This window comes from Streptomyces sp. NPDC028910 (genome assembly GCF_055564955.1).
Genome location: NZ_JBVHVF010000007.1, coordinates 77,069 through 101,058 on the forward strand (window position 1 = coordinate 77,069; position 23,990 = coordinate 101,058).

Consider the following 23,990-nt stretch of genomic DNA (forward strand, 5'->3'; position numbering starts at 1 on the left):
TGCCTTGGCCTAAGCTGTCCCCAACTGTCACAGCAGTGCGGTGCGACATCAACCCCGCGGCTTGATTTTCACCCTTCCCGAATGGGGTGGACTCATGTCCGAATCTCGCCCCTCAGCTGAAGTCGCCCCGCCGATTACACCCGAATCGCCGGAATGGTCGGGCATGTCGTCGGATCACTCCGTCGGGTGATCTGCCGCTTACCCATAGTCCGTTCGGACCATTCAAGATTGGGCCCGTCGGGGGTGTTGCACTGTGCCCACCTTCCGTAACGTCCTCAACTGGCAGCGGTGAATATGCCGCTACCGCCGTGGGGGAGCCTCGATTCGGGAGAGGACGGCGCCGGGATGGGCTGGGTTACCGACTGGAGTGCGCAGGCAGCCTGCCGCACTACCGATCCGGATGAACTGTTCGTTCAAGGAGCGGCACAGAACAGGGCCAAGGCGGTGTGCACCGGATGTCCGGTGCGGACCGAATGCCTGGCCGACGCGCTCGACAACCGTGTCGAGTTCGGCGTGTGGGGCGGAATGACCGAGCGGGAACGACGCGCCTTGCTGCGCCGGCGTCCCACCGTCACCTCGTGGCGACGGCTGCTCGAAACCGCCCGTACGGAGTACGAGCGCAGCACGGGCATCCTCACCATGGATGCAGACGCGGAGATCGACGTTCCGTACGAGACGTACGCGGCAGCCGGGTAAACCCCGCGGACGCCACGACGTACGAACGCCTACGCTCCGGCCGGAACCCCGGTCGCGAGCCGTTCTCCGATGGCCCGCAGCCCGGCGAGGTCGTGCACATCGCCGGGCAGGGCGGCCACTTCGGCCACCGCCACCTCGGGGTGCAGCGAGGTGAAGCGATCGCGGGTGCGCTGCTCACGCGCGATCACCTGCATCCGCTCGGCGTGCAGGCGCAGCAGTCCTGCCGTGATCCGGTCGACGACCGCGGTGTCGCCTTCGGCGCCGGGGGCTTCCGCGGCCGAGTCACGAAGTCCAGCTTTCCCGGACTCCTGATCGACAATGCCGCCCTCTTCAAGATTCTCTGCGGCGGCCGACGCCCGTTCGGCGGACAGCTGTCCGGCGCCGCTGCCGTGCACCCGGTTCAGTACCAGACCGGCCAGCGGCATGTTCTCCGCGGCCAGCCGCTCCACGAAGTACGCCGCCTCGCGCAGGGCGTCCGGTTCGGGCGCCGCGACCACCAGGAAGGCCGTACCGGGAGCCTGGAGCAGCTTGAAGGTCGCGTCCGCGCGCGTGCGGAAGCCGCCGAACATCGTGTCCATCGCGGCCACGAAGGTCTGCACGTCCTTCAGCAGCGAGGCCCCCATCAGCTTGCTGAGGGTGCCGGTCATCATCGACATGCCGACATTCAGGAACTTCATCCCCGCCCGGCCGCCCACCTTCGCCGGAGCCATCAGCACCCGGATGAACTTCCCGTCCAGGAAGGACCCGAGGCGTTTCGGCGCGTCCAGGAAGTCCAGCGCGGACCGGCTCGGCGGGGTGTCCACGATGATCAGGTCCCAGTCGTCCCGGGCCCGCAGCTGCCCCAGCTTCTCCATCGCCATGTACTCCTGCGTGCCCGCGAAGCCGGCCGACAGGGACTGGTAGAAGGGGTTGGCGAGGATGGCCCGGGCCCGCTCGCCGTCCGCGTGCGCCTCGACGATCTCGTCGAAGGTCCGCTTCATGTCCAGCATCATGGCGTGCAGTTCGCCGCCGTCCGCCCCTACGGTCGCCACCTTGCGCGGGGTGTTGTCCAGCGAGTCGATCCCCATCGACTGCGCGAGCCGCCGCGCCGGGTCGATGGTGAGCACGACCGCCTTGCGCCCGCGCCCGGCCGCCCGTACGCCCAGCGCCGCGGCCGTGGTCGTCTTGCCGACCCCGCCCGCCCCGCAGCACACGATGATCCGGGTCTCCGGGTCGTCCAGCAGCCGGTCGACCGCCAGCACGGGCGGAGTGTCCAGGCCCACGGTGTCCACCCCCTCGCTCATTCGGCCACCGACTGCTTGCGCAGGTCCTTGGCCAGCTCGTACAACCCGGCCAGATCCATCCCCGCGCCGAGCAGCGGGAGTTCGTACGTCGGCAGGTCCAGCCGCGCCAGTACGGTGCGCTGCGCGCGCTCCAGCTCCACCCGGCTCGCGTGCTCGGCGGCCTGCGCGAGCAGCGGGTCCACCAGCCGCTCGGCCAGCCCGCCGCGGCGCGCGCCGCCCAGCCCCGCCCGGGACAGCGCCCTGGCCACCTCGGCGCGGTGGTCGCCGGCAGCGGTGCGCAGGGTGTCCTCGTCGAGGTGGTGCGGCCGCACCATGTTGACGACGACCCGGCCGACGGGCAGCCCGGCCCGGCGTAGTTCCTCGATGCCGTCCGCGGTCTCCTGGACCGGCATCTCCTCCAGCAGGGTGACCAGGTGCACGGCCGTCTCGGGGGACTTGAGCACCTTCATGACGGCCTGGGCCTGGTTGTGGATCGGCCCGAACCGGGCCAGGCCCGCCACCTCGTCGTTGACGTTCAGGAAGCGGGTGATCCGCCCGGTCGGCGGCGCATCCATGATCACGTGGTCGTAGACGTACCGGCCGGCCTTGTCCTTGCGCCGTACCGCCTCGCACGCCTTGCCGGTCAGCAGCACGTCGCGCAGCCCGGGGGCGATGGTCGTCGCGAAGTCGATCGCGCCGAGCTTCTTGAGCGCGCGGCCGGCCGAGCCGAGCTTGTAGAACATCTGGAGGTAGTCCAGCAGCGCCCGTTCGGCGTCGATGGCGAGCGCGAAGACCTCACCGCTCCCGCCGGGCGCGACGGCGATCTTCCGCTCCTCGTACGGGAGTGCCTCGGCACCGAAGAGCTGTGCGAGTCCCTGCCTGCCCTCGACCTCCACCAGAAGAGTCCGCTTGCCCTCGCGTGCGAGGGCAAGCGCGAGTGCCGCGGCGACCGTGGTCTTGCCGGTGCCGCCCTTGCCGCTGACCACCTGGAGCCTGCTCACAGCGTCCGAGCCTAACGACTCGGATCCCGGGGCGCGCAGGAGCCCCGTAGGACAGGCACTACCCTCGCTCCCATGACCAAGAAGTTCGAATACGCGACGGTCCCCCTGCTGGTTCACGCCACCAAGCAGATCCTGGACACCTGGGGCGAGGACGGCTGGGAGCTCGTCCAGGTCGTGCCCGGCCCGAACAACCCCGAGCAGCTCGTGGCCTACCTCAAGCGGGAGAAGGCATGAGCGGCGTCATCGACGCGAAGCTGGCCGAGCTCGGCCTGACCCTGCCCGAGGTCGTCCCGCCGCTGGCCACGTACCAGCCGGCCGTGCGGTCCGGCTCGTACGTCTACACCGCGGGCCAGCTCCCGATGGTCAAGGGCAGCCTGCCGGTCACCGGCAAGGTCGGCGCCGAGGTCTCGCCGGAGCAGGCCAAGGAGCTGGCCGCCACGTGCGCGCTGAACGCCCTGGCCGCCGTCAAGTCGGTCATCGGTGACCTGGACAAGATCGAGCGGGTCGTGAAGGTCGTCGGCTTCGTCGCCTCGGCCCCCGACTTCACGGGCCAGCCCGGCGTGCTGAACGGTGCGAGCGAGCTCCTGGGCGCCGTCCTCGGCGACAAGGGCGTCCACGCCCGCAGCGCGGTCGGCGTGGCGGTCCTGCCGCTGGACGCACCGGTCGAGATCGAGATCCAGGTCGAGCTGGTGGCCGGAGCCTGACCCCTCCGGGGAGGGTTCCGCTCCTACGGCCGGTGCGGCGCCGCTGCCGGGGGCTCTGCCGAAGTCCAGCCCCGCCGGCGTTTGAGGCGCGGGGTCTGGGGCGGAGCCCCGGCAGCGGCGCCGCAGCCGAATTTCCGGAGCCGCAGGGCAGGCCACGGCAGCCGCCGCTGAGGGGGACCCTCGAACATCGGGCCGGATGGTCGTAGCATCCGGCCATGCCGAATGGTCAGCAGCAGCCCCAGGTCCAGCCCCCCGCCGGAGGCCAGTGGTACCCGCCGGAGTGGCCCGACCGCATCCGCGCGCTCGCGGACGGCTCGCTCACCCCGGTGGAACCGCGCCGCGCCGCCACCGTCATGCTCCTGCGCGACACCCCCGCCGGACCCGCCGTGCACATGCTGCGCAGGCGGGCCTCCATGGCCTTCGCCGGGGGCGCGTACGCCTATCCCGGCGGCGGGGTCGACCCCCGCGACGAGGAGCACCAGGTCGGCTGGGCGGGGCCCTCCCAGGAGGACTGGGCGGCTCGGCTCGGGACCGACCCCCGTACCGCCCAGGCCATCGTCTGCGGCGCCGTACGGGAGACCTTCGAGGAGGCGGGCGTGCTGCTCGCCGGGCAGACCCCGGACACGGTCGTCGGCGACACCACCGGTGACGACTGGGAGGCCGACCGGCACGCCCTCGTGGCGCGGGAGCTGTCCTTCGCGGAATTCCTCGACCGCCGCGGCCTGCGGCTGCGCTCCGACCTGCTCGGGGCGTGGGCCCGCTGGATCACGCCCGAGTTCGAGCCGCGCCGCTACGACACGTGGTTCTTCGTGGCCGCCCTCCCCGAGGGCCAGCGCACCCGCAACGCCTCCACCGAGGCCGACCGGACCGTCTGGATCCGCCCGGCCGACGCGGCCGCCGGCTACGACAAGGGCGAGCTGCTGATGATGCCGCCGACCATCTCCACCCTGCGCTCGCTGGAGCCGTACGGGAGCGCCGTCGACGCGCTCACCGCGGCCGCCGCTCAGGACCTCACCCCGATCCTGGCCCGGGCCGCGCTGGAGGACGGCGAGCTGGTGCTCAGCTGGCCGGGCCACGACGAGTTCACCAAGCGCGTCCGCCCCGGCCGTCCCGGAGGTCCCGCATGAGCGACGCCGCCGCACTGCCCGGACAGCCCCGCGGAGTGGTCACCTCGGGGCCCGCGACCGCCCGCGCGGTGAACATCCTGGCCCCCAATGCCTCCCCGATGACCCTGGACGGCACCAACACCTGGCTCCTCTCCGAGCCCGGCTCCGATCTCGCCGTCGTGGTCGACCCCGGCCCGCTGGACGACGTACACCTGCGGGCGGTGATCGCCGCCGCCGAGCAGGCGGGCCGGCGGATCGCCCTCACCCTGCTCACCCACGGCCACCCCGACCACGCCGAGGGCGCCGGCCGCTTCGCCGAGCTCACCGGTACGAAGGTGCGCGCCCTGGACCCGGCGCTGCGCCTCGGCGACGAGGGCCTGGCCGCCGGGGACGTGATCCGGACCGGCGGGCTGGAGCTGCGCGTGGTCCCGACCCCCGGCCACACCAGCGACTCGCTCTGCTTCCACCTGCCCGCCGACCGGGCCGTGCTGACCGGTGACACCATCCTGGGCCGCGGTACCACCGTCGTCGCCCACCCCGACGGCCGCCTCGGCGACTACCTGGACTCGCTGCGCCGCCTGCGCTCGCTCACGGTGGACGACGGGGTGCACACCGTCCTTCCGGGCCACGGGCCGGTCCTGGAGGACGCGCAGGGCGCCGTCGAGTACTACCTGGCCCACCGCGCGCACCGGCTCGCGCAGGTCGAGACCGCCGTGGAGAACGGATTCATCACCCCCGAGGCGGTCGTCGCCCAGGTCTACGCGGACGTGGACCGCTCCCTGTGGCCGGCCGCCGAATGGTCCGTCCGGGCGCAGCTCGAGTACCTTCAAGATCACGGACTGATCCCTGGAGGCCCCGAATGAACACCGTGTTCCTGCTGGTCATGCTGGTCGCCACGGCCGGATGGATCACCTCCACGGTGACGCTCCGGGTGCAGAGCCTGCACCTCAAGGCGGACCGGATGGAGCGCCGTCTGGCCCTCGTGCTGGACCACTTCGGCATCGAGGAGCCCGAGCCGGCCGGGATGGACGAGGTACGCGCGCTGCTCAGGGCCGACCGGCACGTCTCGGCGATCAAGGCGTACCGCCGGATCACCGGCGCGGGTCTGGCGGAGGCCAAGCTGGCCGTCGAGGCCCTCGCGGTAGCCAGGGTCCCCGAGGCCGCCAAGGCCCCTGAGGCCCACACGGCCGCCGAGAAGCCCTAGGGGGTGTCCGGCGGGTCAGGGTCGGATAGCCCCTAGCGCGGGCCGCGCGGCGTCTTCGTGCCGTGCCGGGCCGTGTACTCGTTCGCCAGCCACGGCCCGAGGTCCTCGACGTACGCGCGCGGCACGGCCGGGTCCGCGACCGGATCCAGCGCGACGGCGGCCGCCGCCCGCATCTGGGCCGCGCGCTCCGGGTAGTACATGCCGAAGATCTCCGCGGACTCGGCGAGGTCGCTGGTCCAGCCGCCCCACCGCGGCATGACCAGCGTGAATCCGGTGCGCACCAGGCGCCGCGCGAAGGACCGGCTCAGCTCCCGGTACTCCTCCGGCGCCGACGCCTCGCGCAGCATCGTCCGCCACCCGGGCAGTACGCCGGCCAGGTCGCCGTTGGTCTCACGGGCGAGCCGGCTGTCCGGGCGGTAGCGCGGCAGGTGCTCGGCCAGGTCCGCGCCGAGCAGCGGGGTGCACAGGCAGGCGAGGAACCAGCCCAGGTCGAATCGTTCCGCCTCGCTCAGCACGGCGTCCTTGTCCCGGAGCAGGACGGCGACCCCGTCGATCTCCGGGAAGTCCTCGTCGAGCCCGCGCGCGAGCACCTCCGCGGTATCCCGGTCGTCGTGCGAGGGCTCGTGGTGCAGGACGAGCAGCAGGTTGAGGTCGGAGCGCCCGCGCCGGGCCGTCCCGCGCGGCACGGACCCGTAGAGGTACGCGCTGTGCAGCCGCTGCCCGTAGGCCTCGGCGATCCGCTCCCGCGCGGTCGCCACGACGCCCCTGAACTCGCTCTGGACCCGCCCGAGGGAGCCCTCCCGCTCGACGTACCCGTACGCGTCCAGGCCTCTGTGCTCCATGCCTCCACTGTGCCTGCACGTACAGCCTCGCCGGCGTTTGAGGCGGGGGGCTCGGGGCAGCGCCCCGCAACGGCGCCGCACCCGGACACGCGAAGGGTCCCGCCCCACCGGGCAGGACCCCTCAACGGCTAAGACCAGCGTCAGCGGGAGCGCTTCGCGAGGCGCTCCACGTCCAGCAGGATCACCGCGCGCGCCTCCAGGCGGAGCCAGCCGCGGCCCGCGAAGTCGGCCAGCGCCTTGTTCACGGTCTCGCGCGAGGCGCCGACGAGCTGGGCGAGCTCCTCCTGCGTGAGGTCGTGCACGACGTGGATGCCCTCCTCCGACTGCACGCCGAACCGGCGCGACAGGTCGAGGAGCGCCCGCGCCACACGGCCGGGAACGTCGGAGAAGACCAGGTCGGACATCTGGTCGTTGGTCTTGCGCAGGCGCCGGGCGACGGCGCGCAGCAGCGCGGTCGCGACCTCGGGCCGGGCGTTCAGCCACGGCTGGAGGTCACCGTGGCCGAGGCCGAGCAGCTTGACCTCGGTCAGCGCGGTCGCGGTGGCGGTGCGCGGGCCCGGGTCGAAGAGCGACAGCTCGCCGATCAGCTCGCCGGGGCCGAGGACGGCCAGCATGTTCTCGCGGCCGTCGGGAGAGGTGCGGTGGAGCTTCACCTTGCCCTCGGTCACGACATACAGCCGGTCGCCGGGGTCGCCCTCGTGGAACAGGGCGTCACCGCGTGCGAGCGTCACCTCGCCCATGGAGGCGCGGAGCTCCGCGGCCTGCTCGTCATCGAGCGCCGCGAAGAGCGGGGCGCGCCGCAGAACGTCGTCCACGAGTCTCTCTCCTATGTCGACCAGCTCAGGGGACCGTGCTCCCCATTTTGCCGGACGGCTCAAACAGTGCGATCAGTCACAAGGATGCCGGACGTACGGGCGTGCTGTGCGGCGAGAGGCCAATCGGAGTGGTGTTACCTGAGGTCCGGGCGGGTGTCAGCGGTCGGCCTTAGGCTGGCTGGGTGTCCAATAAGCCGGTGAGAGCACAGGCCAAGGGGTCCGCAGGAGTGACGGCGCCCCAAAATTCAGCCGTGGGCGAACATGCGCCCGTGGTGGCGTCCCCGAGGGCCGCAGCGGCCCCTCAGGGCAAAGTTTCGGCCAAGAAACCGAAGACGGCCCCGCCGGAATCGCGCCTGGCCATGGTGCGCAGGGCGCGGCGGATCAACCGCGAGCTGGCCGAGATCTATCCGTACGCCCATCCGGAGCTCGACTTCCGCAATCCCTTCGAGCTGCTCGTCGCGACGGTGCTGTCCGCGCAGACCACCGACCTCCGGGTGAACCAGACGACTCCGGCCCTCTTCGCCGCCTATCCGACCCCCGAGGACATGGCGGCGGCGGTCCCCGAGGATCTGGAGGAGCTCATCCGGCCGACCGGGTTCTTCCGGGCCAAGTCCAAGGCCCTGCTCGGGCTCTCGCAGGCTCTGCGGGACAACTTCGGCGGCGAGGTGCCGGGCCGGCTCGAGGACCTGGTGACCCTGCCCGGAGTGGGCCGCAAGACCGCGAACGTGGTCCTCGGCAATGCGTTCGGCGTCCCCGGGATCACGGTGGACACCCATTTCGGCCGGCTGGTGCGCCGGTGGAAGTGGACCCAGCAGGAGGATCCGGAGAAGGTCGAGGCGGAGATCTGCGCCATCTTCCCGAAGAGCGAGTGGACGATGCTCTCGCACCGGGTCGTCTTCCACGGCCGCCGGATCTGCCATGCCCGCAAGCCTGCCTGCGGGGCCTGCCCGATCGCCCCGCTCTGCCCGGCGTACGGGGAGGGCGAGACGGACCCGGAGAAGGCCCGGAAGCTGCTCAAGTACGAGAAGGGCGGGCAGCCGGGCCAGCGGCTGTCCCCGCCCCCGGACTATCCGGGTCTCCCGGCGCCGCCATTGGGGGAGGGATCCTGACGCGTCCCGCGCTTCGGGCGCCCGGCCGGGCACATGCGGCCGTAGGAACGAATCGGTACCCGGACCGCGTTTGGCGGTGTGGGAGACGGTGTCGGACAGGACAACGCGGACAGGGGTGCCTATGACGCGCGGTACACGGGACAAGGCCGAGACCACGGCGGAAGCCCGCGCGGGCGACGGCATCGCGGTGTCCACCGACGGGCTGCCCGCGTGGCTGGACCCCGTCGTCGCGGCCGCCCGGACGGTCGAGCCGCGGCAGCTGAGCCGGTTCCTGCCGCCCGAGGACGGCGGCGGGCGGCAGTCCGCGGTGCTCGTCCTCTTCGGCGAGGGCCCCCGCGGCCCCGAGCTGCTCCTCATGGAGCGCGCCGGCACCCTCCGCTCGCACGCGGGGCAGCCGTCCTTCCCGGGCGGCGCCCTGGATCCGGAGGACGGCGATCCGCACACCACCGGCCCGCTGCGCGCCGCGCTGCGCGAGGCCGAGGAGGAAACCGGACTCGATCCTTCCGGTGTCCAGCTCTTCGGCGTGCTGCCCCGGCTCTACATCCCGGTGAGCGAGTTCGTCGTGACCCCGGTCCTCGGCTGGTGGCGTACCCCCAGCCCCGTCGGAGCGGTCGACCCGGCCGAGACGGCCCGGGTCTTCACGGTTCCCGTGGCCGATCTCACGGATCCCCAGCACCGGGTCATGGCCGTTCACCCGAGCGGCCACCTGGGGCCGGGTTTCACCGTCGAATCGGCTCTGGTCTGGGGTTTCACCGCCGGAGTGATCGACCGGATCCTGCACTTCGCGGGCTGGGAGCGACCCTGGGACCGGTCGCGGCAGGTCCCGCTCGACTGGCGCGCATGAGACGGTGGCCCACGTGAACGTGCTGGACATCCTGTTGTTGCTCGCCGCCGTGTGGTTCGCGATCGTCGGCTACCGCCAAGGGTTCGTCGTCGGCGTCCTGTCGGTGATCGGCTTCCTCGGCGGTGGCCTCGTCGCCGTGTCCCTGCTCCCGCTGATCTGGGACCGGGTGACGGACAACGGCACCCAGGTGTCCACCGCGGTCGTGGTCATCGCGGTCGTCGTGATCATCATCTGTGCCTCGGTCGGCCAGGCCTTCACCACCCACCTGGGCGCCAAACTGCGCCGCCAGATCACCTGGTCGCCGGCGCGCGCGCTCGACGCGACCGGCGGGGCCCTGGTCAACGTGGTCGCGATGCTGCTGGTGGCCTGGCTGATCGGGTTGCTGCTCGCCGGGACCTCGCTGCCCACGCTGGGCAAGGAGGTCCGCAACTCCAAGGTGCTCCTCGGCGTGGACCGGGTGCTGCCCGACCAGGCCAGCAACTGGTTCTCGGACGTCAGATCCACCCTCGCGCGCAACGGCTTCCCGCAGGTGTTCAGCCCGTTCTCCAACGAGCCCATCCCCGACGTACGGGCACCCGACCCCGCACTCGCCGGCAGTCCCGTCGCCGATCAGGCCAAACGCTCGATCGTGAAGGTCATCGGCACCGCGCCCAGCTGCAGCAAGGTGCTGGAGGGCACGGGCTTCGTCTTCGCGCCCGGCAAGGTCATGACCAACGCGCACGTGGTCGGCGGGGTCGGCGAGCCGACCGTGCAGATCGGCGGCGAGGGCAAGCTGTACGACGGCAAGGTCGTGCTCTACGACTGGGAGCGCGACATCGCCGTCCTGGACGTGCCCAAGCTGAAGGCCCCGCCGCTGGAGTTCTCCGACAGGGACGCGGCGAGCGGGAGCGACGCGATCGTCGCCGGCTTCCCGGAGAACGGCGCCTACGACGTCCGCCCGGCCCGTGTCCGCGGCCGGATCAACGCCAACGGCCCCGACATCTACCACCACGGTACGGTCCGCCGGGACGTCTACTCGCTGTACGCGACGGTCCGCCAGGGCAACTCCGGCGGCCCGCTGCTGACGCCCGACGGCAAGGTGTACGGGGTCGTCTTCGCGAAGTCCCTCGACGACCCGAACACCGGTTACGCGCTGACGGTGGACGAGATCCGCGAGGACATCCGGATCGGCAAGGCCGCCGACCGGCGGGTCGAGAGCATGGGCTGCGCCCTCTGAGGTGCGGGCGCGGCCCCCGCCGGGGCTCTACGTCCGAGGATGGCGCAGGCGCGCGGAGACCCAGCGGGCCCGGCGGCGCAGGATGCGCGGAATTCCGAGGCGGAGGTCGTGGCCGTGCCCGCCGGCCCTCTCGTGGGTGCCCGGCGTAGCTGCCGAGCGGCGTTCGTGCGCGGTGTCACCGTAGTCGTGCGTCCAGCTCATACTCCGTGCTGTGCCCGTGCCCCAAGGTCGGTAACCCCGTCGGGCGCGGCCAATTGGCCTATGCGGCGGGCAATTGAATGCTCGTAGGACAAGCGCACGAACGAACTGCCGCCTGTGCAGGGGCGGTCGACGGTCGGCTCAGCCATCGGACTCGGCGGTCGGACTCACCGGTCCGGCTCGGGGTCCTTGAGCCAGTTCACCAGCTCGGTCGAGAAGGCGACGGGGTCCTCCTCGTGCGGGAAGTGACCGAGCCCGTCGAACAGCCGCCACCGGTACGGGGCTTCGACGTACTCCCCGGACCCGGCCGCACTCCGTGTCCGCATCACCGGGTCGAGCGAGCCGTGCAGGTGCAGCGTCGGCACCCGCACCGGACGCTTCATCCGCCGGTTGAACTGGAGTCCGTCGGGCCGCGCCATCGACCGCATCATCCAGCGGTACGGCTCGATCGAGCAGTGCGCGGTGGACGGAATGCACATCGCCCGCCGGTAGACGGCGAGATCCTCTTCCTCGGGCGGCCGCGGCCCCGACCAGTCCCGGATCAGGTCCCCTACGAGGGCCCCGCCGTCGGCGACGAGCTGCCGCTCCGGCACGAACGGCCGCTGGAAGCCCCAGATGTGCGAACTGGCCCGCGTCTGCCCGAAGTCCGACAGCATCGCCGAGCGCCAGCGGCGCGGATGCGGCATGGAGGAGACGACGAGCCGGCGCACCAGCTTGGGCCGCATCACGGCCGCCGTCCATGCGAGGTACCCGCCCAGGTCGTGCCCGACGAGGGCGGCGTCCGGCTCGCCCAGGGACCGTACGACCCCGGTGATGTCGAGCGCCAGATTGGCGGGATCGTAGCCGCGCGGGGTGCGGTCGCTGCCGCCCACCCCGCGCAGGTCCATCGCGACCGCCCGGTACCCGGCGTCGGCGAGCGCGGTGAGCTGGTGGCGCCAGGTCCACCAGAACTGCGGGAAGCCGTGGAGCAGCAGCACCAGCGGCCCGTCACCGAGCTCGGCGACGTGGAAGCGGGCGCCGTTGGCCGCGACGTCCCGGTGCGTCACGGCTGTCCCGCCGGGGAGGTCGAGCCGCACCGCCGTGGCAGCTGTGGGCGGAATGCTGGAGTCCGGCGTGGGCGCTGTCATGAGGACGAGCGTGCCACACCCACAGCCTTGTCACTCACCGGCCGCGGGTGCGGCTTGACGGTCCCGACCAGCGCGGCGGTCTGCCTGACGGAGGCGATGGACTTCTCCGGCGGCTTGACCTTCTTGAACTTCCGTACGGCGATCAGCGCGAGCATGCCCGCGATCAGCAGGAACGCGCCGCCGACGATGAGGAAGGACCACGCGAGCCCGAGCCCCAGGTTGTGGATCCCGTACGCCGCGGCGAAGGTCAGCACCGGCAGGGAGAAAACGGCGAACACTCCTGCGACGGCGAGGGATGCGGTGCCGCTGCCCGCGCGCTTGACGTCCTCGCGGATCTCCGCCTTCGCGAGGGCGATCTCGTCGTGCACCAGGGCGGACATCTCGGCGGTGGCCGAGGCGACCAGCTGGCCGAGTGTGCGCTCGGCTCCCTGCGCCTCTTGGTCCACTGCACTCATCGCTCTCTCCCTCTGTCGTCTGCTGCCGGGCGGCTGTCCTGCGTCGTCAGTCAGATCATGCCGGACGGTCGCCCTCGGCGCTGGACCCGGCCGCGGTTCCGAGGGGCGTGGCAGCCGCGTTCTCGGCCTTGCGGCGGTGTTCCGCGGCCTTCTCCTCGTAGATCTTCGCCATCCGCAGGTGGTACTCCGGGTTGTCCTCCTCGTAGATGTCCGGGATGCCGTCGCGGTCCTCGTCGCGCTCCTCGGCCTCGATCAGCGCCTTGTACCTGCGGTCGCGCAGCTTGAGCATGACGCACGCGGTCACGGCCGCGATGAGGGAGCCGATCAGGACGGCGGCCTTGACCTCGTCGGTGAGGGTCTGGTCGCCGGTGAAGGCCAGTTCGCCGATCAGGAGGGAGACCGTGAAGCCGATGCCGGCGAGCGAGGCCACGGCGAGTACGTCGGGCCAGGCGAGGTCCTCGTTCAACTCGGCCTTGGTGAAGCGGGCGGCCAGCCAGGTGCCGCCGAAGATGCCCACGGTCTTGCCGACGACGAGGCCGAGGACCACGCCGAGGGTCTCGGGCCGGGTGAAGACCTGCGCGATGGCCTCGTCGGAGAGCGAGACCCCGGCGGAGAACAGGGCGAAGAGGGGCACGGCGAGACCGGCCGAGACGGGCCGGACCAGGTGCTCGATGTGCTCACCGGGCGAGTGCTCCTCGCCGTCCCGGCGGGTGCAGCGGAGCATCAGGCCCATGGCCACGCCGGCGATGGTGGCGTGGACGCCGCTGTTGTACATCAGGCCCCAGATGACCAGGGCGAGCGGGAGGTAGACGTACCAGCCGCGGACACCCCGGCGGAGCAGGAACCAGAACAGGGCCAGGCCCACGACCGCGCCGCCGAGCGCCAGGAAGTCGAGCTCGTTGGTGAAGAACACCGCGATGATCATGATGGCGAAGAGGTCGTCGACGACCGCCAGGGTCAGCAGGAAGGCGCGCACGGCCGACGGCAGGGAGGTGCCGATGACGGCGAGGACGGCGAGCGCGAAGGCGATGTCGGTGGCGGTCGGGACCGCCCAGCCGTTCATCGAGCCGTTGCCGAAGGTGTTCACGAGGGCGTAGACCCCTGCGGGGACGGCCATGCCGCAGAGGGCGGCGATGACCGGCAGGGCGGCGGCCTTGGGCTCGCGGAGGTCGCCCGCGACCAGCTCGCGCTTGAGCTCGACACCCGCGACGAAGAAGAAGATCGCGAGCAGGCCGTCGGCGGCCCAGTGCTGGATCGAAAGGTCCAGGCCGAGCACGTCGGGGCCGAGGTGGAAGTCCCGGACCGCCTTGTAGCTGTCCGTCAGCGGCGGGGTGTTCGCCCAGATCAGGGCGGCGACGGCGGCCACGAGGAGCAGTACGCCGCCCACCGTCTCGGCGCGCAGGGCATCGGCCACGAAGCGGCGCTCGGGCAGCGAGAGCCGGCCGAGCAGCGTGCGGCTCTTGCGGTCGGTGGGGCTGGGCGCGGCCACGATGGGCACCTCCGGGGTCGGTTGGACGGCATGGCGAAGCTCATTGCCGACCAGACTTCCCGGCGCACCCTGGGTCTTTCTTTACGCTTTAAATATTTTACAGGGTGTAGGCGAGGACGCATCCGGTGATCGTCACTTTATGTGCGAAAGGGGCACCCGGCGCGTCGCGCCCGGTGCCCCTTTCGGCGTGTCAGTCCTCGCTGCCGGCGGCGGCCGGGAGCTTGCTCTGGATCAGGTCCATGACCGAGGAGTCGGCGAGCGTGGTGACGTCACCGACCGCGCGGTTCTCCGCCACGTCGCGCAGCAGACGGCGCATGATCTTGCCCGAGCGGGTCTTCGGCAGTTCCTGGACGGGCAGGATCCGCTTCGGCTTGGCGATCGGGCCGAGCGTGGTGCCCACGTGGTTGCGCAGGTCCGCGACCAGATGCTCGGTCTCGGAGGCGCTGCCGCGCAGGATGACGAAGGCCACGATGGCCTGGCCGGTGGTCTCGTCGTTGGCACCGACCACGGCCGCCTCGGCGACCGAGGGGTGCGAGACGAGCGCCGACTCGACTTCGGTGGTCGAGATGTTGTGGCCGGAGACCAGCATCACGTCGTCCACCCGGCCGAGCAGCCAGATGTCGCCGTCGTCGTCCTTCTTGGCGCCGTCGCCCGCGAAGTACTTGCCCTCGAAGCGCGACCAGTAGGTGTCGATGAACCGCTGGTCGTCGCCCCAGATGGTGCGCAGCATCGACGGCCACGGCTCGGTGAGGACCAGGTAGCCGCCCCCGCCGTTCGGGACCTCGTTCGCCTCGTCGTCCACGACGGTGGCGCAGATTCCGGGCAGCGCGCGCTGGGCGGAGCCCGGCTTGGTGGACGTGACGCCCGGCAGCGGGGAGATCATCATCGCGCCGGTCTCGGTCTGCCACCAGGTGTCCACGATCGGGCAGCGTTCGCCGCCGATGTGCTTGCGGTACCAGATCCAGGCCTCGGGGTTGATCGGCTCGCCCACCGAGCCCAGCACCCGCAGGCTCGACAGGTCAAACTTCGCGGGGATGTCGTCGCCCCACTTCATGAACGTACGGATGGCCGTGGGCGCCGTGTAGAGGATGGTCACGCCGTACTTCTGCACGACCTCCCAGAAGCGGCCCTGGTGCGGCGTGTCGGGCGTGCCCTCGTACATCACCTGGGTGGCGCCGTTGGCGAGCGGCCCGTAGACGATGTAGGAGTGCCCGGTCACCCAGCCGATGTCGGCGGTGCACCAGTAGACGTCGGTCTCCGGCTTCAGGTCGAAGACCGCGTGGTGGGTGTACGCGGCCTGCGTGAGGTAGCCGCCCGAGGTGTGCAGGATGCCCTTCGGCTTACCCGTGGTCCCCGAGGTGTAGAGGATGAAGAGGGGGTGCTCGGCGTCGAAGGCCTGCGGGGTGTGCTCGGCGGACTGGCGGCCGACGGCCTCGTGCCACCAGACGTCGCGGCCCTCGGTGAAGGCGGTGTCCTGGCCGGTGCGGCGTACGACGAGCACGTGCTCGACCTGCGGGCACTTGGCGACGGCCTCGTCGATGGCGGGCTTCAGGGCGGTGGGCTTGCCGCGGCGGTAGCCGCCGTCGGCCGTGATGACCAGCTTGGCGTCGGCGTCCTGGATGCGGGAGGCGACGGCGTCGGCGGAGAAGCCGCCGAAGACCACGGAGTGCGCGGCGCCGATACGGGCGCACGCGAGCATCGCGACGACCGCCTCGGGGATCATCGGAAGGTAGACGGCGACGCGGTCGCCGGCCTGTACGCCCAGCTCGATCAGGGCGTTGGCGGCCTTGGAGACCTCGTCCTTGAGCTCGGCGTAGGTGATCGCGCGGCTGTCGCCGGGCTCGCCCTCGAAGTGGATCGCGACGCGGGCGCCGTTGCCGGCCTCGACGTGGCGGTCCACGCAGTTGTACGCGACGTTCAGCTTGCCGTCCGCGAACCACTTCGCGAAGGGCGGGTTCGTCCAGTCGAGCGTCTCGGTCGGCTCGGTGGCCCAGGTCAGCCGCCGGGCCTGCTCGGCCCAGAAGCCCAGCCGGTCCGCGTCGGCCCGCGCGTACGCAGCCTGTGTCACATTGGCGGCGGCGGCCAGATCGGCAGGCGGTGCGAACCGCCGCTCCTCCTTGAGCAGATTGGCCAGGCTTTCATTGCTCACGACATCTCCCTTTCCCAGGGTGTCCGTTGTGTCCCCGGGGCATAGCTCATCAGTCAGCGGCCCGGGTGACAAGGGGTAGCCGGAAATTGGTTTAGACCTATATCACGTCCGGGGTCATGCAACGGCCCCTTCCCGCTGCAGGGTGCGGAAAGGGGCCAAACGATTGCACGGATCGCGGAGGGTATCGGTTCAGACGTGCCGGGATGTTGTCGCGAATCAGGCGTTCTGGCCGACGGTGTCGAAGACCCGGCAGTCGAAGAAGTCCTCGCCCTCGGACAGCAGGTAGGCCTGGGCCTCGCCCACGTGGAAGTACATCCCGTGCAGCTCCAGGGTGCCCTCGGCGAGCCGCCTGGCCACCGATTCGTGGGCCCGCAGGTGCTCCAGCTGCTGGACCACATTGGTCAGGCAGAGCTGCTCCACGGCATCGGCCGGGAGCCGGCCCGAGATCCGGGCCCAGGCGTGGTGGCGGCTGGCCATCCGCTCCAGGCTGGGCAGCCCGTGCCGCAGCCAGCGGCGCAGCGGGGTCATGGGGGCTCCGGGCGAGGAGTTGAGCAGCGCCTGCATGGCCCCGCAGCCCGAGTGTCCGCAGACCGTGATGCTGTCCACCTTGAGCACGTCCACCGCGTACTCGATGGCCGCCGCGACGGAGTCGTCCGTGGACTCCGCGCCCGGCAGCGGGACCAGATTGCCGACATTGCGGACCGTGAAGAGATCACCCGGGCCGCTGGCCGTGATCATGCTGGTCACCAGGCGGGAGTCCGCGCAGGTGAGGAAGAGCTGGGAGGGCCGCTGCCCCTCGCGGGCCAGCCGGGCCAGCTCGTCGCGCACGTGGGGTGCGGTATCGCGCTGGAAGGCGCTGATCCCGCTCGCCAGTTGCCCCGCGCCGCGTCGCCGGGGGGCCGGCGAGGGCGTCTGGGAGGCGGAGGCCTCCGTTTCCGTGGCCGCCGCTGCCGCCATGGCCGAAGCCGTGGCCGTACGGGTGCCCGTGGGGCGGTGGTCGCAGTGGTTCTGCCACGGGGTCCAGGGCCGGCAGCACTGGTGCGCCCCGCGGTGGTGTGCGCGCCGGGGCCGGTCGGCATGGTGGGGGTCGTCGGCGTGGAGGGCCTCGTCGGCGTGCTGGGCCCCTTCGGCGTGGTGGGCCCCGTCGCCCGGCTCGGCGTCGGAGAGCCGGGCCGCCGATCCGGAGCGGCCGGTGACCTCCAGCGAACCCCCGTGCGCCAGGTGGGACTCCTGCCAGTCATGCAGCGTCTCGTAGGCCGCGTGGTCCATGAACGAGCCGTCCAGCTCGACCACCGCGTGCGCGTCGTGCGGAATCTGGTTCAGCACCCGGCTCAGCCGCGGCACCGCGAGGAAGGTCAACTGCCCGCGCGCCCGGACCCGGTGGACGCCGCTGTCCAGCCGCTCCACCGTGATCCGGGTCCGGGCGAGCCGGTGCAGGGCCAGTGCGACGGCCACCGCGATGCCGATGGCCACGCCCTCCAGGACGCCGCCGAGTACCACGGCCACGATGGTCGTGCCGTAGACGAGGATCTCCCGGTGCCGGGTGACACTGCGCATGTGCGTGATGTTGACCATCTGCACGCCCACCGCCATCACCAGGGCGGCCAGCGAGGCCAGCGGGATCAGGTCGAGGGCCGGGACCAGCAGCCCGGCCGCGAGCAGCACCCACAGCCCGTGCAGCATGGTCGACTTCCGACTGGCCGCACCCGACTTGACGTTCGCCACGCTGCGTACGGCCACGCCCGTGATGGGCAGTCCGCCCAGGGCGCCGGAGACGATGTTCGCCGCGCCCTGCCCCCGCAGTTCCCGGTTGAGGTCGGCGCGCGGCGGGCGGTTGCCCGTACGCCGCTCGGAGGCGATCAGCTTGTCGGTCGCGACCGCCGAGAGCAGGGACTCCACACTGCCGACCAGGGTGATGGTCAAAACGGCGGCGATGAGGCCGAGGATCGGCCCCTCGGGCAGCTCGGGCAGGGCGTGGCTGCGCCAGGACGGCAGGTCCACCCGGGGCAGGCTGAGCCCGGCCAGCGCCGCGAAGACGGTGGCCGTGGCGACGGCGGCGAGCGCCGCCGGCACCTTGCGCAGGGCGCGGCCCACCTGCCCGGGCAGGCGCGGCCAGCCGAGCAGGACGAGCAGGGTCAGCGCGCTGATGCCGAGCGCGACCGGGTGTAGGTCGGCCAACTGGGCGGGCAAGCCCTGGACGTTGGCCACGGCGGAGCTCTGCGGTGTGCCGCCGAGCACGATGTGCAGCTGGGCCAGCGCGATGGTCACGCCGATGCCCGCGAGCATGCCGTGCACGATGGCCGGGCTCACCATGAGCGCCGACCGGGCGGTGCGCAGTGCGGCGAGGCCGAGCTGGCAGAGGCCGGCGAGCACGGTGATGGCGCATGTGGTGCGCCACCCGTAACGCTGGATCAACTCGGCGGTGACCACGGTGAGTCCGGCGGCGGGCCCGCTGACCTGGAGCGGGGCGCCACCGAGCCGCCCGGCGACGATCCCGCCGACCGCCGCGGCGACCAGGCCCGCCTGGAGCGGAGCGCCGGTGGCCAGGGCGATGCCCAGCGAGAGCGGCAGGGCGATCAGGAAGACGGCGATGGAGGCGGAGAGGTCCGCGGGCAGGTCCTTGCGGATCTCTTGGGCTGTACGCGTTCGTGAGGTGGCTGTCATAGGTTCCCGTCTCCTCTGGGGAGGGATGAAGCGGCGGGAGTCTCAACACTCGGTAAATGAACGGTAATGGAGAGTAAAGGCGAGTGGTGGATAATACGGGCAAATGGCCTACGAATTAGCACTCAAGAGTGATTAAGCATTTTGTCCGGCTTGTCATACCTTCCTCGCGGCGGATCGCGTGGGACGTTGCGGCGCGGAAGTCCTGCGACGGAACTGCGAGGGAGAGGTGGGGCGGATGATCGCCGCCACGAAGAAGATCGCCGGTGGCCTGGTCGCCACGGCGCTGGCCCTGGGGGTCGCCGGGTGCGGCGGCTCGGAATCCGCCAAGTCCCCGGCTCCCGGGTCCCCGAAAGCCGGCAAGGGCGCCGCCGCGCAGGCTCCGGGCAGCGTCAACCGGCCCATCGGCGACGGTTCGACCGCGTACACCGGCCCGCAGCCGAACGTACAGAGGCCGCAGAAGCTGAAGCCGGGTGAAAAGCCGCCGCAGTTCGTGGTGTTCTCCTGGGACGGCGCCGGCGAGGACAGCCAGAAGCTCTTCTCGCACTTCCGCGAGGTCGGCAAGAAGTACAACGCCCGCATGACGTACTTCCTCAGCGGCGTCTACATGCTGCCGGAGGAGAAACGTTCCCTCTACACCGCCCCGCAGCACGGCCCCGGCCGCTCCGACATCGGCTTCGGCGACCTCCAGGGCATCAAGGACACCGCCACCCAGATCCGCGCGGCCTGGCTGGAGGGCAACGAGATCGGCACCCACTTCAACGGGCACTTCTGCGGGCCCGACGGCGGCGTCGGCACCTGGTCCGTGGAGGAGTGGAAGAGCGAGATCAACCAGGCCAAGTCCTTCGTCAAGAACTGGAAGACCCATGCGGGCCTGAAGGACCAGGCGGCGCTCCCGTTCGACTACGACAAGGAGCTCATCGGCGCCCGCACCCCCTGCCTCGAAGGCCAGAAGAACTTCATGCTGGCCGCGAAGGACATGGGATTCCGCTACGACTCCAGCGGCATCAGCAAGCAGATCTGGCCCAAGAAGACGGACGGGCTCTGGGACATCCCGCTCCAGCTGGTGCCCATGCCCGGCCGCGCCTTCGACACGCTGAGCATGGATTACAACTACATGATCAACCAGTCCGGGACGACCTCGCAGGGCGACCCCTCGCAGCACGCGTACTGGGGCGACCAGATGCGCGACGGCCTGCGCCAGGCCTTCGACCGGGTCTACCAGGGCAACCGCGCGCCGCTGATCATCGGCAACCACTTCGAGTCCTGGAACGGCGGCACCTACATGCGCGCGGTCGAGGAGTCCATCAAGGGCATGTGCACCCAGAAGGAGGTCCGCTGCGTGCCGTTCCGGGAGCTGGTGGACTGGCTGGACGCTCAGGACCCGAAGGTCCTGGAGTGGATGCGGACCCTCGACGTCGGCGAGACGCCGAAGGACGGCTGGCGGAAGTTCCTGACCGCGGGGCCGCCGGCGGCGCCGACCGCCCCCGCGGGCGTCAAGCCGGCTGAGGAGCCGGCCGATGAGGCTGCGGACGAGGACTGACGAAGGCCCCCTCCCCGAGGTCCTCGGGGTCCCCGGCCCCGAGGTCCTCGGGGTCCCCGGCGCCGTGGACGTCCTCGCGCAGGACGAAATCGGGGTCGATCTGGTCCGCCAGGTCGACCCCGGTCTTGGCGCTGCCCCAGCTCTCCGCGTTCTTGAGGTGGAAGCGCACCATCTGCTCGGTGTACCGGTCCCAGTCGCGGTGCGCGTACGAGTCGTCGGCGGCGTCCTGGAGCGTCTGGAGGGCGAACCGGTTCGTCGCCTCCAACAGCTCGAAGGCCGCCGGACGGCCCTTCTCCATCGCCCGTACCCAGTCGGAGTGGCCGACGGTGACCAGCAGGTCCTCGCCCACCTCGTCCTGGAGGAACTCGATGTCCTCGGGGCCCTGCACCTTGTTGCCGACGACCTTGAGGGCGACCCCGAAGTCCCGTGCGTACTCCTTGTACTGGCGGTAGACGGAGACGCCCTTGCGGGTCGGTTCGGCCACCAGGAAGGTCACGTCGAAGCGGGTGAACATGCCCGAGGCGAAGGAGTCGGAGCCTGCCGTCATGTCGACGACCACGTACTCGTCCGGCCCGTCGACGAGGTGGTTGAGGCACAGCTCCACCGCTCCGACCTTGGAGTGGTAGCAGGCCACGCCCAGATCGGCCTCGGTGAACGGCCCGGTGGCCATGAGCCGTACGGGCTCCCCGTCGAGCAGGAGCGTGCGCGCGCAGGCCTCGTAGACCGGGTTGTCCTCAGTGACCCGCAGCAGGCGCGAGCCCCGCCCCGGCGGGGTGGTCTTGATCATCGTCTCGGCGGACGTGATGCGCGGGTTCGAACCCCGCAAGTACTCCTTGATCAGGGGCAGGTGCGCGCCCATGGCGGGGAGGCCGGCGGCCTCGTCCTCGCCGAGGCCGAGCGCGGCGCCCAGGTGCTGGTTGATGTCGGCGTCCACCGCGACGACGGGGGCTTCGTTTGCGGCGAGGTGGCGGATGAAGAGGGAGGACAGCGTCGTCTTGCCGCTGCCGCCCTTTCCCACGAAAGCGATCTTCATGTTCACCAAGCGTAGTGGTTCGGTAGCGCGGTGTTGTCAAGCTGAGTGAAGAAGACCACCCCAAGGAGGGGTCGGTGCTATGGGTGTGCAGTGCGTAGGCTCCCTACTTATGAGTAGCGCTTCTGACCCGCTGGCCGCACTGGCCGGGCTGCCGGGTGTCGCCGAGTCCGTGGATTCCGTACGCAAGGCCGTGGACCGGGTCTACGGGCACCGGGTGATGCGCCGCCGCAGCGGCGAGATCACCTCGGAGGCCGCCCTGCGCGGCGCCCGCGGGAGCGCGGCACTGTCCGGTGCGGACTGGGCCCTGGAGGAGGTGCGCCGCCGCACCGACTTCGGGTCGGAGCCGGAGGCGTTGACGGTGGGCGCCGCCCTGCGGCTCACGGCGGAGGCCGGCCAGCTGCTGAGCATCTGGCGCCAGTCGCCGCTACGGGTCCTGGCACGGCTCCACCTGGTGGCGTCGGGGTCGACGGCGGACGGTGACGTGGTCGGCCGCCCCCGGCTGGCGGGCGAGCCGGTGGTGGAGCCCCTGGTGGACCTCCCGCTGCCGAGCGCGGAGGAGGTCGCGGGCCGGCTGGACGGGCTGTCCCGCCTGATCATCGCGGGCGGCTCCGCCCCAGCCCTGATCACGGCGGCGGTGGTGCACGGCGAACTGCTGGCGCTGCGCCCGTTCGCCTCGTACAACGGGCTGGTCGCCCGGGCGGCCGAGCGCATCGTCCTGATCAACAGCGGCCTGGACCCGAAGGCGATCTGCCCGGCGGAGGTCGGCCACGCGGAACAGGGGCGCGAGGCGTACCTGGCCGCCTTCGAGGGCTACGTCTCCGGCACCGCGGAGGGGATGGCCGCCTGGATCGCCCACTGCGGGCGCGCGATCGAGCTCGGTGTCCGCGAGTCGACGGCGGTCTGCGAAGCCCTGCAGCGCGGCGCGGCCTGAGGTCACTCGGTTCGAAGACCCCGGACATGGGTTGCGGCGACACCGTACTGCTTGTGGTGTCGCCGCTGGCATTCACGCCGGGTTACCAAGCGTCCTCGATAGTTGCCCATCAGGTCGGGGACTTTGCCCGTCACCTGGTGCGGCTGGCCCGTAATCGACGGGTCGACGTCGCGTGGGTGCTCGGCGTTCCTGCTTCGGTCCGTGGGCCTTACTGCGTTTTAAAGATGATCCTCTCGGATGTTCTTTGGTCTCGCGGGCCGTTGCTTTATTTGTACTCCGCTTGGGAGCTATGCGAAACCCCTGGCTCCACTTTTTACTTTCCGGGACGAGGGTGGGCGAACCGGACCGCCCTTATCGCCCCGGCCCGGGACATTCCGGCAAGCGCGTCAGGCGGACGCGGCGGCGGCCAGCGCGTGCGCCCGGCGCCGGCTCGCGTACCAGACGAGCCCGGCCGTGGCGGCCGCCGCACCGACGGCGGCGGCGGCCACCAGCGCCGGCCGCGTCGGCATCGACAGCCCGGGCAGCCGCTGCTTCAGCCGCACCGGCCGGTTGAACACCAGGACCGGCCACTCGCGCGCCACCGCTTCCCGTCGCAGCGCCCGGTCGGGATTGACGGCGTACGGGTGTCCGACCGCCTCGAGCATCGGGATGTCGGTGGCCGAGTCGCTGTAGGCGTAGCACCGGGCGAGGTCGTACCCCTCGGACTCGGCGAGCTCGCGTACGGCTTCCGCCTTGGTGGGCCCGTAGGCGTAGTACTCGATCTCGCCGGTGAAGCAACCGTCCTCGCCCACGACCATGCGCGTGGCGACGACCCGGTCGGCACCGAGCATTTCCCCGATCGGCTCGACCACTTCCGCGCCGGAGGTCGACACGATCACCACGTCGCGGCCCGCGATGTGGTGGGCCTCGATCAGGGACGCGGCCTCGTCGTAGATGATCGGGTCGATGAGGTCGTGCAGGGTTTCCGCGACGATCTCCCGGACCTGCTGCACGTTCCACCCCTTGCAGAGGGCGGACAGGTACTCCCGCATCCGTTCCATCTGATCGTGGTCGGCGCCGCCGGCCAGGAAGATGAACTGCGTGTACGCGGTGCGCAACACGGCTCGCCGGTTGATCAGGCCGCCATGGTAGAAGGACTTGCTGAACGTCAAGGTGCTCGACTTCGCAATGACCGTCTTGTCCAGGTCGAAGAAGGCTGCGGTGCGAGGCGAGGAGTGCGGCAAGGGCTGATTTTCCACGCCCCGAGCATATGCGCCCACCATTCGGCGTAAGGTGTGGCGCGTGGGTTTGCCTGAGAAGGCTCTCGGGTACACCATGGAAGTCACGGATCGTTCGCGACCGTGCTAACCCGGTCTGGCTCCTCCCCCCCCGAGTCGGACCGTGGGGACGACCCCCGCTCTCCCCCCCGGCGGGGGTCGTCGCATGTCCGGACGCGGTTCGCGTCCCGGCCTTCGGCCCCAAGTGACCATCCCTCCAGCCCTTCCTCTTGTGTGGGGCCGGCGCGGCGAAGGCCCTCACCACATCAGACTCGTAACGCTGCGTAGTGGTTCCGCCGCGCTCCGGAACTCACCTGTGAGGGTGACCGGGTTATTCACAATCGACGGG

At 71.1% G+C, this 23,990-nt stretch carries 23 protein-coding genes; 11 read left to right on the top strand and 12 right to left on the bottom strand.

The features are described from left to right. Positions 1-345: 345 nt before the first annotated feature. Complete coding sequence (locus tag ACZ4TV_RS12120; protein ID WP_030648100.1) at positions 346-696, top strand: WhiB family transcriptional regulator; 351 nt, start codon at positions 346-348, stop codon at positions 694-696. Between the two features lie 29 nt (positions 697-725). Here ACZ4TV_RS12120 and bagB read toward each other — a convergent pair whose 3' ends face one another. Both bagB and bagA read right to left on the bottom strand, forming a co-directional pair. After that, positions 726-1,979 (bottom strand): ATPase BagB, encoded by a 1,254-nt coding sequence (gene bagB / locus ACZ4TV_RS12125; RefSeq protein WP_468133459.1) that lies wholly within the window; start codon positions 1,977-1,979, stop codon positions 726-728. Further along, positions 1,976-2,959 (bottom strand): ATPase BagA, encoded by a 984-nt coding sequence (bagA, locus tag ACZ4TV_RS12130; protein WP_468133461.1) that lies wholly within the window; start codon positions 2,957-2,959, stop codon positions 1,976-1,978. Before bagA ends, bagB begins: the two co-directional genes overlap by 4 nt. A gap of 72 nt (positions 2,960-3,031) precedes the next feature. Here bagA and ACZ4TV_RS12135 point away from each other — a divergent pair, with 72 nt between their 5' ends. The 5 genes from ACZ4TV_RS12135 to ACZ4TV_RS12155 all read left to right on the top strand — a co-directional run bounded on the left by ACZ4TV_RS12135 (position 3,032) and on the right by ACZ4TV_RS12155 (position 5,973). Beyond that, on the top strand, positions 3,032-3,193 hold the full coding sequence (locus ACZ4TV_RS12135; RefSeq protein WP_007264966.1) for a DUF4177 domain-containing protein: 162 nt from the start codon (positions 3,032-3,034) through the stop codon (positions 3,191-3,193). Then, positions 3,190-3,663: a RidA family protein gene (locus tag ACZ4TV_RS12140; RefSeq protein ID WP_468133463.1), complete on the top strand. Its 474-nt coding sequence runs from the start codon at positions 3,190-3,192 to the stop codon at positions 3,661-3,663. The genes ACZ4TV_RS12135 and ACZ4TV_RS12140 overlap by 4 nt, the downstream gene beginning before the upstream one ends. Before the next feature lie 215 nt (positions 3,664-3,878). Beyond that, positions 3,879-4,790 (top strand): NUDIX hydrolase, encoded by a 912-nt coding sequence (locus ACZ4TV_RS12145; protein ID WP_468133465.1) that lies wholly within the window; start codon positions 3,879-3,881, stop codon positions 4,788-4,790. After that, positions 4,787-5,632 (top strand): MBL fold metallo-hydrolase, encoded by an 846-nt coding sequence (locus tag ACZ4TV_RS12150; protein ID WP_468133467.1) that lies wholly within the window; start codon positions 4,787-4,789, stop codon positions 5,630-5,632. Before ACZ4TV_RS12145 ends, ACZ4TV_RS12150 begins: the two co-directional genes overlap by 4 nt. Continuing rightward, positions 5,629-5,973, top strand: a complete 345-nt coding sequence (locus tag ACZ4TV_RS12155; RefSeq protein ID WP_468133469.1) for a ribosomal protein L7/L12 — start codon at positions 5,629-5,631, stop codon at positions 5,971-5,973. Before ACZ4TV_RS12150 ends, ACZ4TV_RS12155 begins: the two co-directional genes overlap by 4 nt. A 32-nt stretch (positions 5,974-6,005) precedes the next feature. Here the strand turns inward: ACZ4TV_RS12155 and ACZ4TV_RS12160 are convergent, their stop codons facing one another. Together ACZ4TV_RS12160 and ACZ4TV_RS12165 are read right to left on the bottom strand one after the other, a co-directional pair. Beyond that, positions 6,006-6,815: a nucleotidyltransferase gene (locus ACZ4TV_RS12160; protein WP_468133471.1), complete on the bottom strand. Its 810-nt coding sequence runs from the start codon at positions 6,813-6,815 to the stop codon at positions 6,006-6,008. 140 nt (positions 6,816-6,955) lie between these two features. Next, complete coding sequence (locus ACZ4TV_RS12165) at positions 6,956-7,630, bottom strand: Crp/Fnr family transcriptional regulator (RefSeq protein WP_003981529.1); 675 nt, start codon at positions 7,628-7,630, stop codon at positions 6,956-6,958. A gap of 269 nt (positions 7,631-7,899) precedes the next feature. On the opposite strand from ACZ4TV_RS12165, the gene nth reads away from it, so the two are divergent. The 3 genes from nth to ACZ4TV_RS12180 all read left to right on the top strand — a co-directional run bounded on the left by nth (position 7,900) and on the right by ACZ4TV_RS12180 (position 10,799). Continuing rightward, the gene (nth, locus tag ACZ4TV_RS12170; RefSeq protein ID WP_468133736.1) at positions 7,900-8,739 is read left to right on the top strand and encodes an endonuclease III; all 840 of its coding nucleotides are present in this window, start codon (positions 7,900-7,902) and stop codon (positions 8,737-8,739) included. 121 nt (positions 8,740-8,860) lie between these two features. Further along, the gene (locus ACZ4TV_RS12175) at positions 8,861-9,583 is read left to right on the top strand and encodes an NUDIX hydrolase (RefSeq protein WP_468133473.1); all 723 of its coding nucleotides are present in this window, start codon (positions 8,861-8,863) and stop codon (positions 9,581-9,583) included. Between the two features lie 13 nt (positions 9,584-9,596). Further along, the gene (locus ACZ4TV_RS12180) at positions 9,597-10,799 is read left to right on the top strand and encodes a MarP family serine protease (protein ID WP_468133475.1); all 1,203 of its coding nucleotides are present in this window, start codon (positions 9,597-9,599) and stop codon (positions 10,797-10,799) included. A 27-nt stretch (positions 10,800-10,826) separates the two neighbouring features. Here the strand turns inward: ACZ4TV_RS12180 and ACZ4TV_RS12185 are convergent, their stop codons facing one another. From ACZ4TV_RS12185 to ACZ4TV_RS12210, 6 genes are all read right to left on the bottom strand, one after another. Continuing rightward, positions 10,827-11,000 (bottom strand): hypothetical protein, encoded by a 174-nt coding sequence (locus ACZ4TV_RS12185; RefSeq protein WP_468133477.1) that lies wholly within the window; start codon positions 10,998-11,000, stop codon positions 10,827-10,829. Positions 11,001-11,164: 164 nt separating this feature from the next. After that, entirely contained in the window at positions 11,165-12,124 is a 960-nt protein-coding gene (locus ACZ4TV_RS12190; RefSeq protein WP_468133479.1) for an alpha/beta fold hydrolase, read from the bottom strand. Continuing rightward, complete coding sequence (locus tag ACZ4TV_RS12195; RefSeq protein WP_468133481.1) at positions 12,121-12,579, bottom strand: phage holin family protein; 459 nt, start codon at positions 12,577-12,579, stop codon at positions 12,121-12,123. The genes ACZ4TV_RS12190 and ACZ4TV_RS12195 overlap by 4 nt, the downstream gene beginning before the upstream one ends. 55 nt (positions 12,580-12,634) lie before the next feature. Next, positions 12,635-14,068, bottom strand: a complete 1,434-nt coding sequence (gene nhaA, locus ACZ4TV_RS12200) for a Na+/H+ antiporter NhaA (protein WP_468133483.1) — start codon at positions 14,066-14,068, stop codon at positions 12,635-12,637. Between the two features lie 190 nt (positions 14,069-14,258). Next, the gene (gene acs, locus ACZ4TV_RS12205) at positions 14,259-16,217 is read right to left on the bottom strand and encodes an acetate--CoA ligase (RefSeq protein WP_468133485.1); all 1,959 of its coding nucleotides are present in this window, start codon (positions 16,215-16,217) and stop codon (positions 14,259-14,261) included. 216 nt (positions 16,218-16,433) lie between these two features. Then, on the bottom strand, positions 16,434-18,881 hold the full coding sequence (locus ACZ4TV_RS12210; RefSeq protein WP_468133487.1) for a SulP family inorganic anion transporter: 2,448 nt from the start codon (positions 18,879-18,881) through the stop codon (positions 16,434-16,436). A 235-nt stretch (positions 18,882-19,116) separates the two neighbouring features. On the opposite strand from ACZ4TV_RS12210, the gene ACZ4TV_RS12215 reads away from it, so the two are divergent. Continuing rightward, positions 19,117-20,421 (top strand): polysaccharide deacetylase family protein, encoded by a 1,305-nt coding sequence (locus ACZ4TV_RS12215; protein WP_468133489.1) that lies wholly within the window; start codon positions 19,117-19,119, stop codon positions 20,419-20,421. Here the strand turns inward: ACZ4TV_RS12215 and ACZ4TV_RS12220 are convergent. Then, entirely contained in the window at positions 20,375-21,454 is a 1,080-nt protein-coding gene (locus tag ACZ4TV_RS12220; RefSeq protein ID WP_468133491.1) for an ATP-binding protein, read from the bottom strand. The genes ACZ4TV_RS12215 and ACZ4TV_RS12220 overlap by 47 nt on opposite strands. 109 nt (positions 21,455-21,563) lie before the next feature. On the opposite strand from ACZ4TV_RS12220, the gene ACZ4TV_RS12225 reads away from it, so the two are divergent. Next, positions 21,564-22,385 (top strand): Fic family protein, encoded by an 822-nt coding sequence (locus ACZ4TV_RS12225; protein ID WP_468133493.1) that lies wholly within the window; start codon positions 21,564-21,566, stop codon positions 22,383-22,385. Between the two features lie 386 nt (positions 22,386-22,771). Here the strand turns inward: ACZ4TV_RS12225 and ACZ4TV_RS12230 are convergent, their stop codons facing one another. Beyond that, the gene (locus tag ACZ4TV_RS12230; protein WP_468133495.1) at positions 22,772-23,647 is read right to left on the bottom strand and encodes an HAD family hydrolase; all 876 of its coding nucleotides are present in this window, start codon (positions 23,645-23,647) and stop codon (positions 22,772-22,774) included. Positions 23,648-23,990: the final 343 nt, after the last annotated feature.

Bases quoted from the DNA above. Each gene is read 5' to 3' on its own strand.
- ACZ4TV_RS12135 (WP_007264966.1), top strand. From the start codon at position 3,032: ATGACCAAGAAGTTCGAATACGCGACGGTCCCCCTGCTGGTTCACGCC.
- ACZ4TV_RS12150 (WP_468133467.1), top strand. From the start codon at position 4,787: ATGAGCGACGCCGCCGCACTGCCCGGACAGCCCCGCGGAGTGGTCACC.
- ACZ4TV_RS12215 (WP_468133489.1), top strand. From the start codon at position 19,117: ATGATCGCCGCCACGAAGAAGATCGCCGGTGGCCTGGTCGCCACGGCG.
- bagB (WP_468133459.1), bottom strand. From the start codon at position 1,979: ATGAGCGAGGGGGTGGACACCGTGGGCCTGGACACTCCGCCCGTGCTG.
- ACZ4TV_RS12120 (WP_030648100.1), top strand. From the start codon at position 346: ATGGGCTGGGTTACCGACTGGAGTGCGCAGGCAGCCTGCCGCACTACC.
- ACZ4TV_RS12225 (WP_468133493.1), top strand. From the start codon at position 21,564: ATGAGTAGCGCTTCTGACCCGCTGGCCGCACTGGCCGGGCTGCCGGGT.
- ACZ4TV_RS12155 (WP_468133469.1), top strand. From the start codon at position 5,629: ATGAACACCGTGTTCCTGCTGGTCATGCTGGTCGCCACGGCCGGATGG.
- ACZ4TV_RS12190 (WP_468133479.1), bottom strand. From the start codon at position 12,124: ATGACAGCGCCCACGCCGGACTCCAGCATTCCGCCCACAGCTGCCACG.
- ACZ4TV_RS12175 (WP_468133473.1), top strand. From the start codon at position 8,861: ATGACGCGCGGTACACGGGACAAGGCCGAGACCACGGCGGAAGCCCGC.
- ACZ4TV_RS12185 (WP_468133477.1), bottom strand. From the start codon at position 11,000: ATGAGCTGGACGCACGACTACGGTGACACCGCGCACGAACGCCGCTCG.
- ACZ4TV_RS12140 (WP_468133463.1), top strand. From the start codon at position 3,190: ATGAGCGGCGTCATCGACGCGAAGCTGGCCGAGCTCGGCCTGACCCTG.
- ACZ4TV_RS12220 (WP_468133491.1), bottom strand. From the start codon at position 21,454: ATGAAGATCGCTTTCGTGGGAAAGGGCGGCAGCGGCAAGACGACGCTG.
- ACZ4TV_RS12145 (WP_468133465.1), top strand. From the start codon at position 3,879: ATGCCGAATGGTCAGCAGCAGCCCCAGGTCCAGCCCCCCGCCGGAGGC.
- ACZ4TV_RS12210 (WP_468133487.1), bottom strand. From the start codon at position 18,881: ATGACAGCCACCTCACGAACGCGTACAGCCCAAGAGATCCGCAAGGAC.
- ACZ4TV_RS12230 (WP_468133495.1), bottom strand. From the start codon at position 23,647: ATGGTGGGCGCATATGCTCGGGGCGTGGAAAATCAGCCCTTGCCGCAC.
- ACZ4TV_RS12160 (WP_468133471.1), bottom strand. From the start codon at position 6,815: ATGGAGCACAGAGGCCTGGACGCGTACGGGTACGTCGAGCGGGAGGGC.
- ACZ4TV_RS12195 (WP_468133481.1), bottom strand. From the start codon at position 12,579: ATGAGTGCAGTGGACCAAGAGGCGCAGGGAGCCGAGCGCACACTCGGC.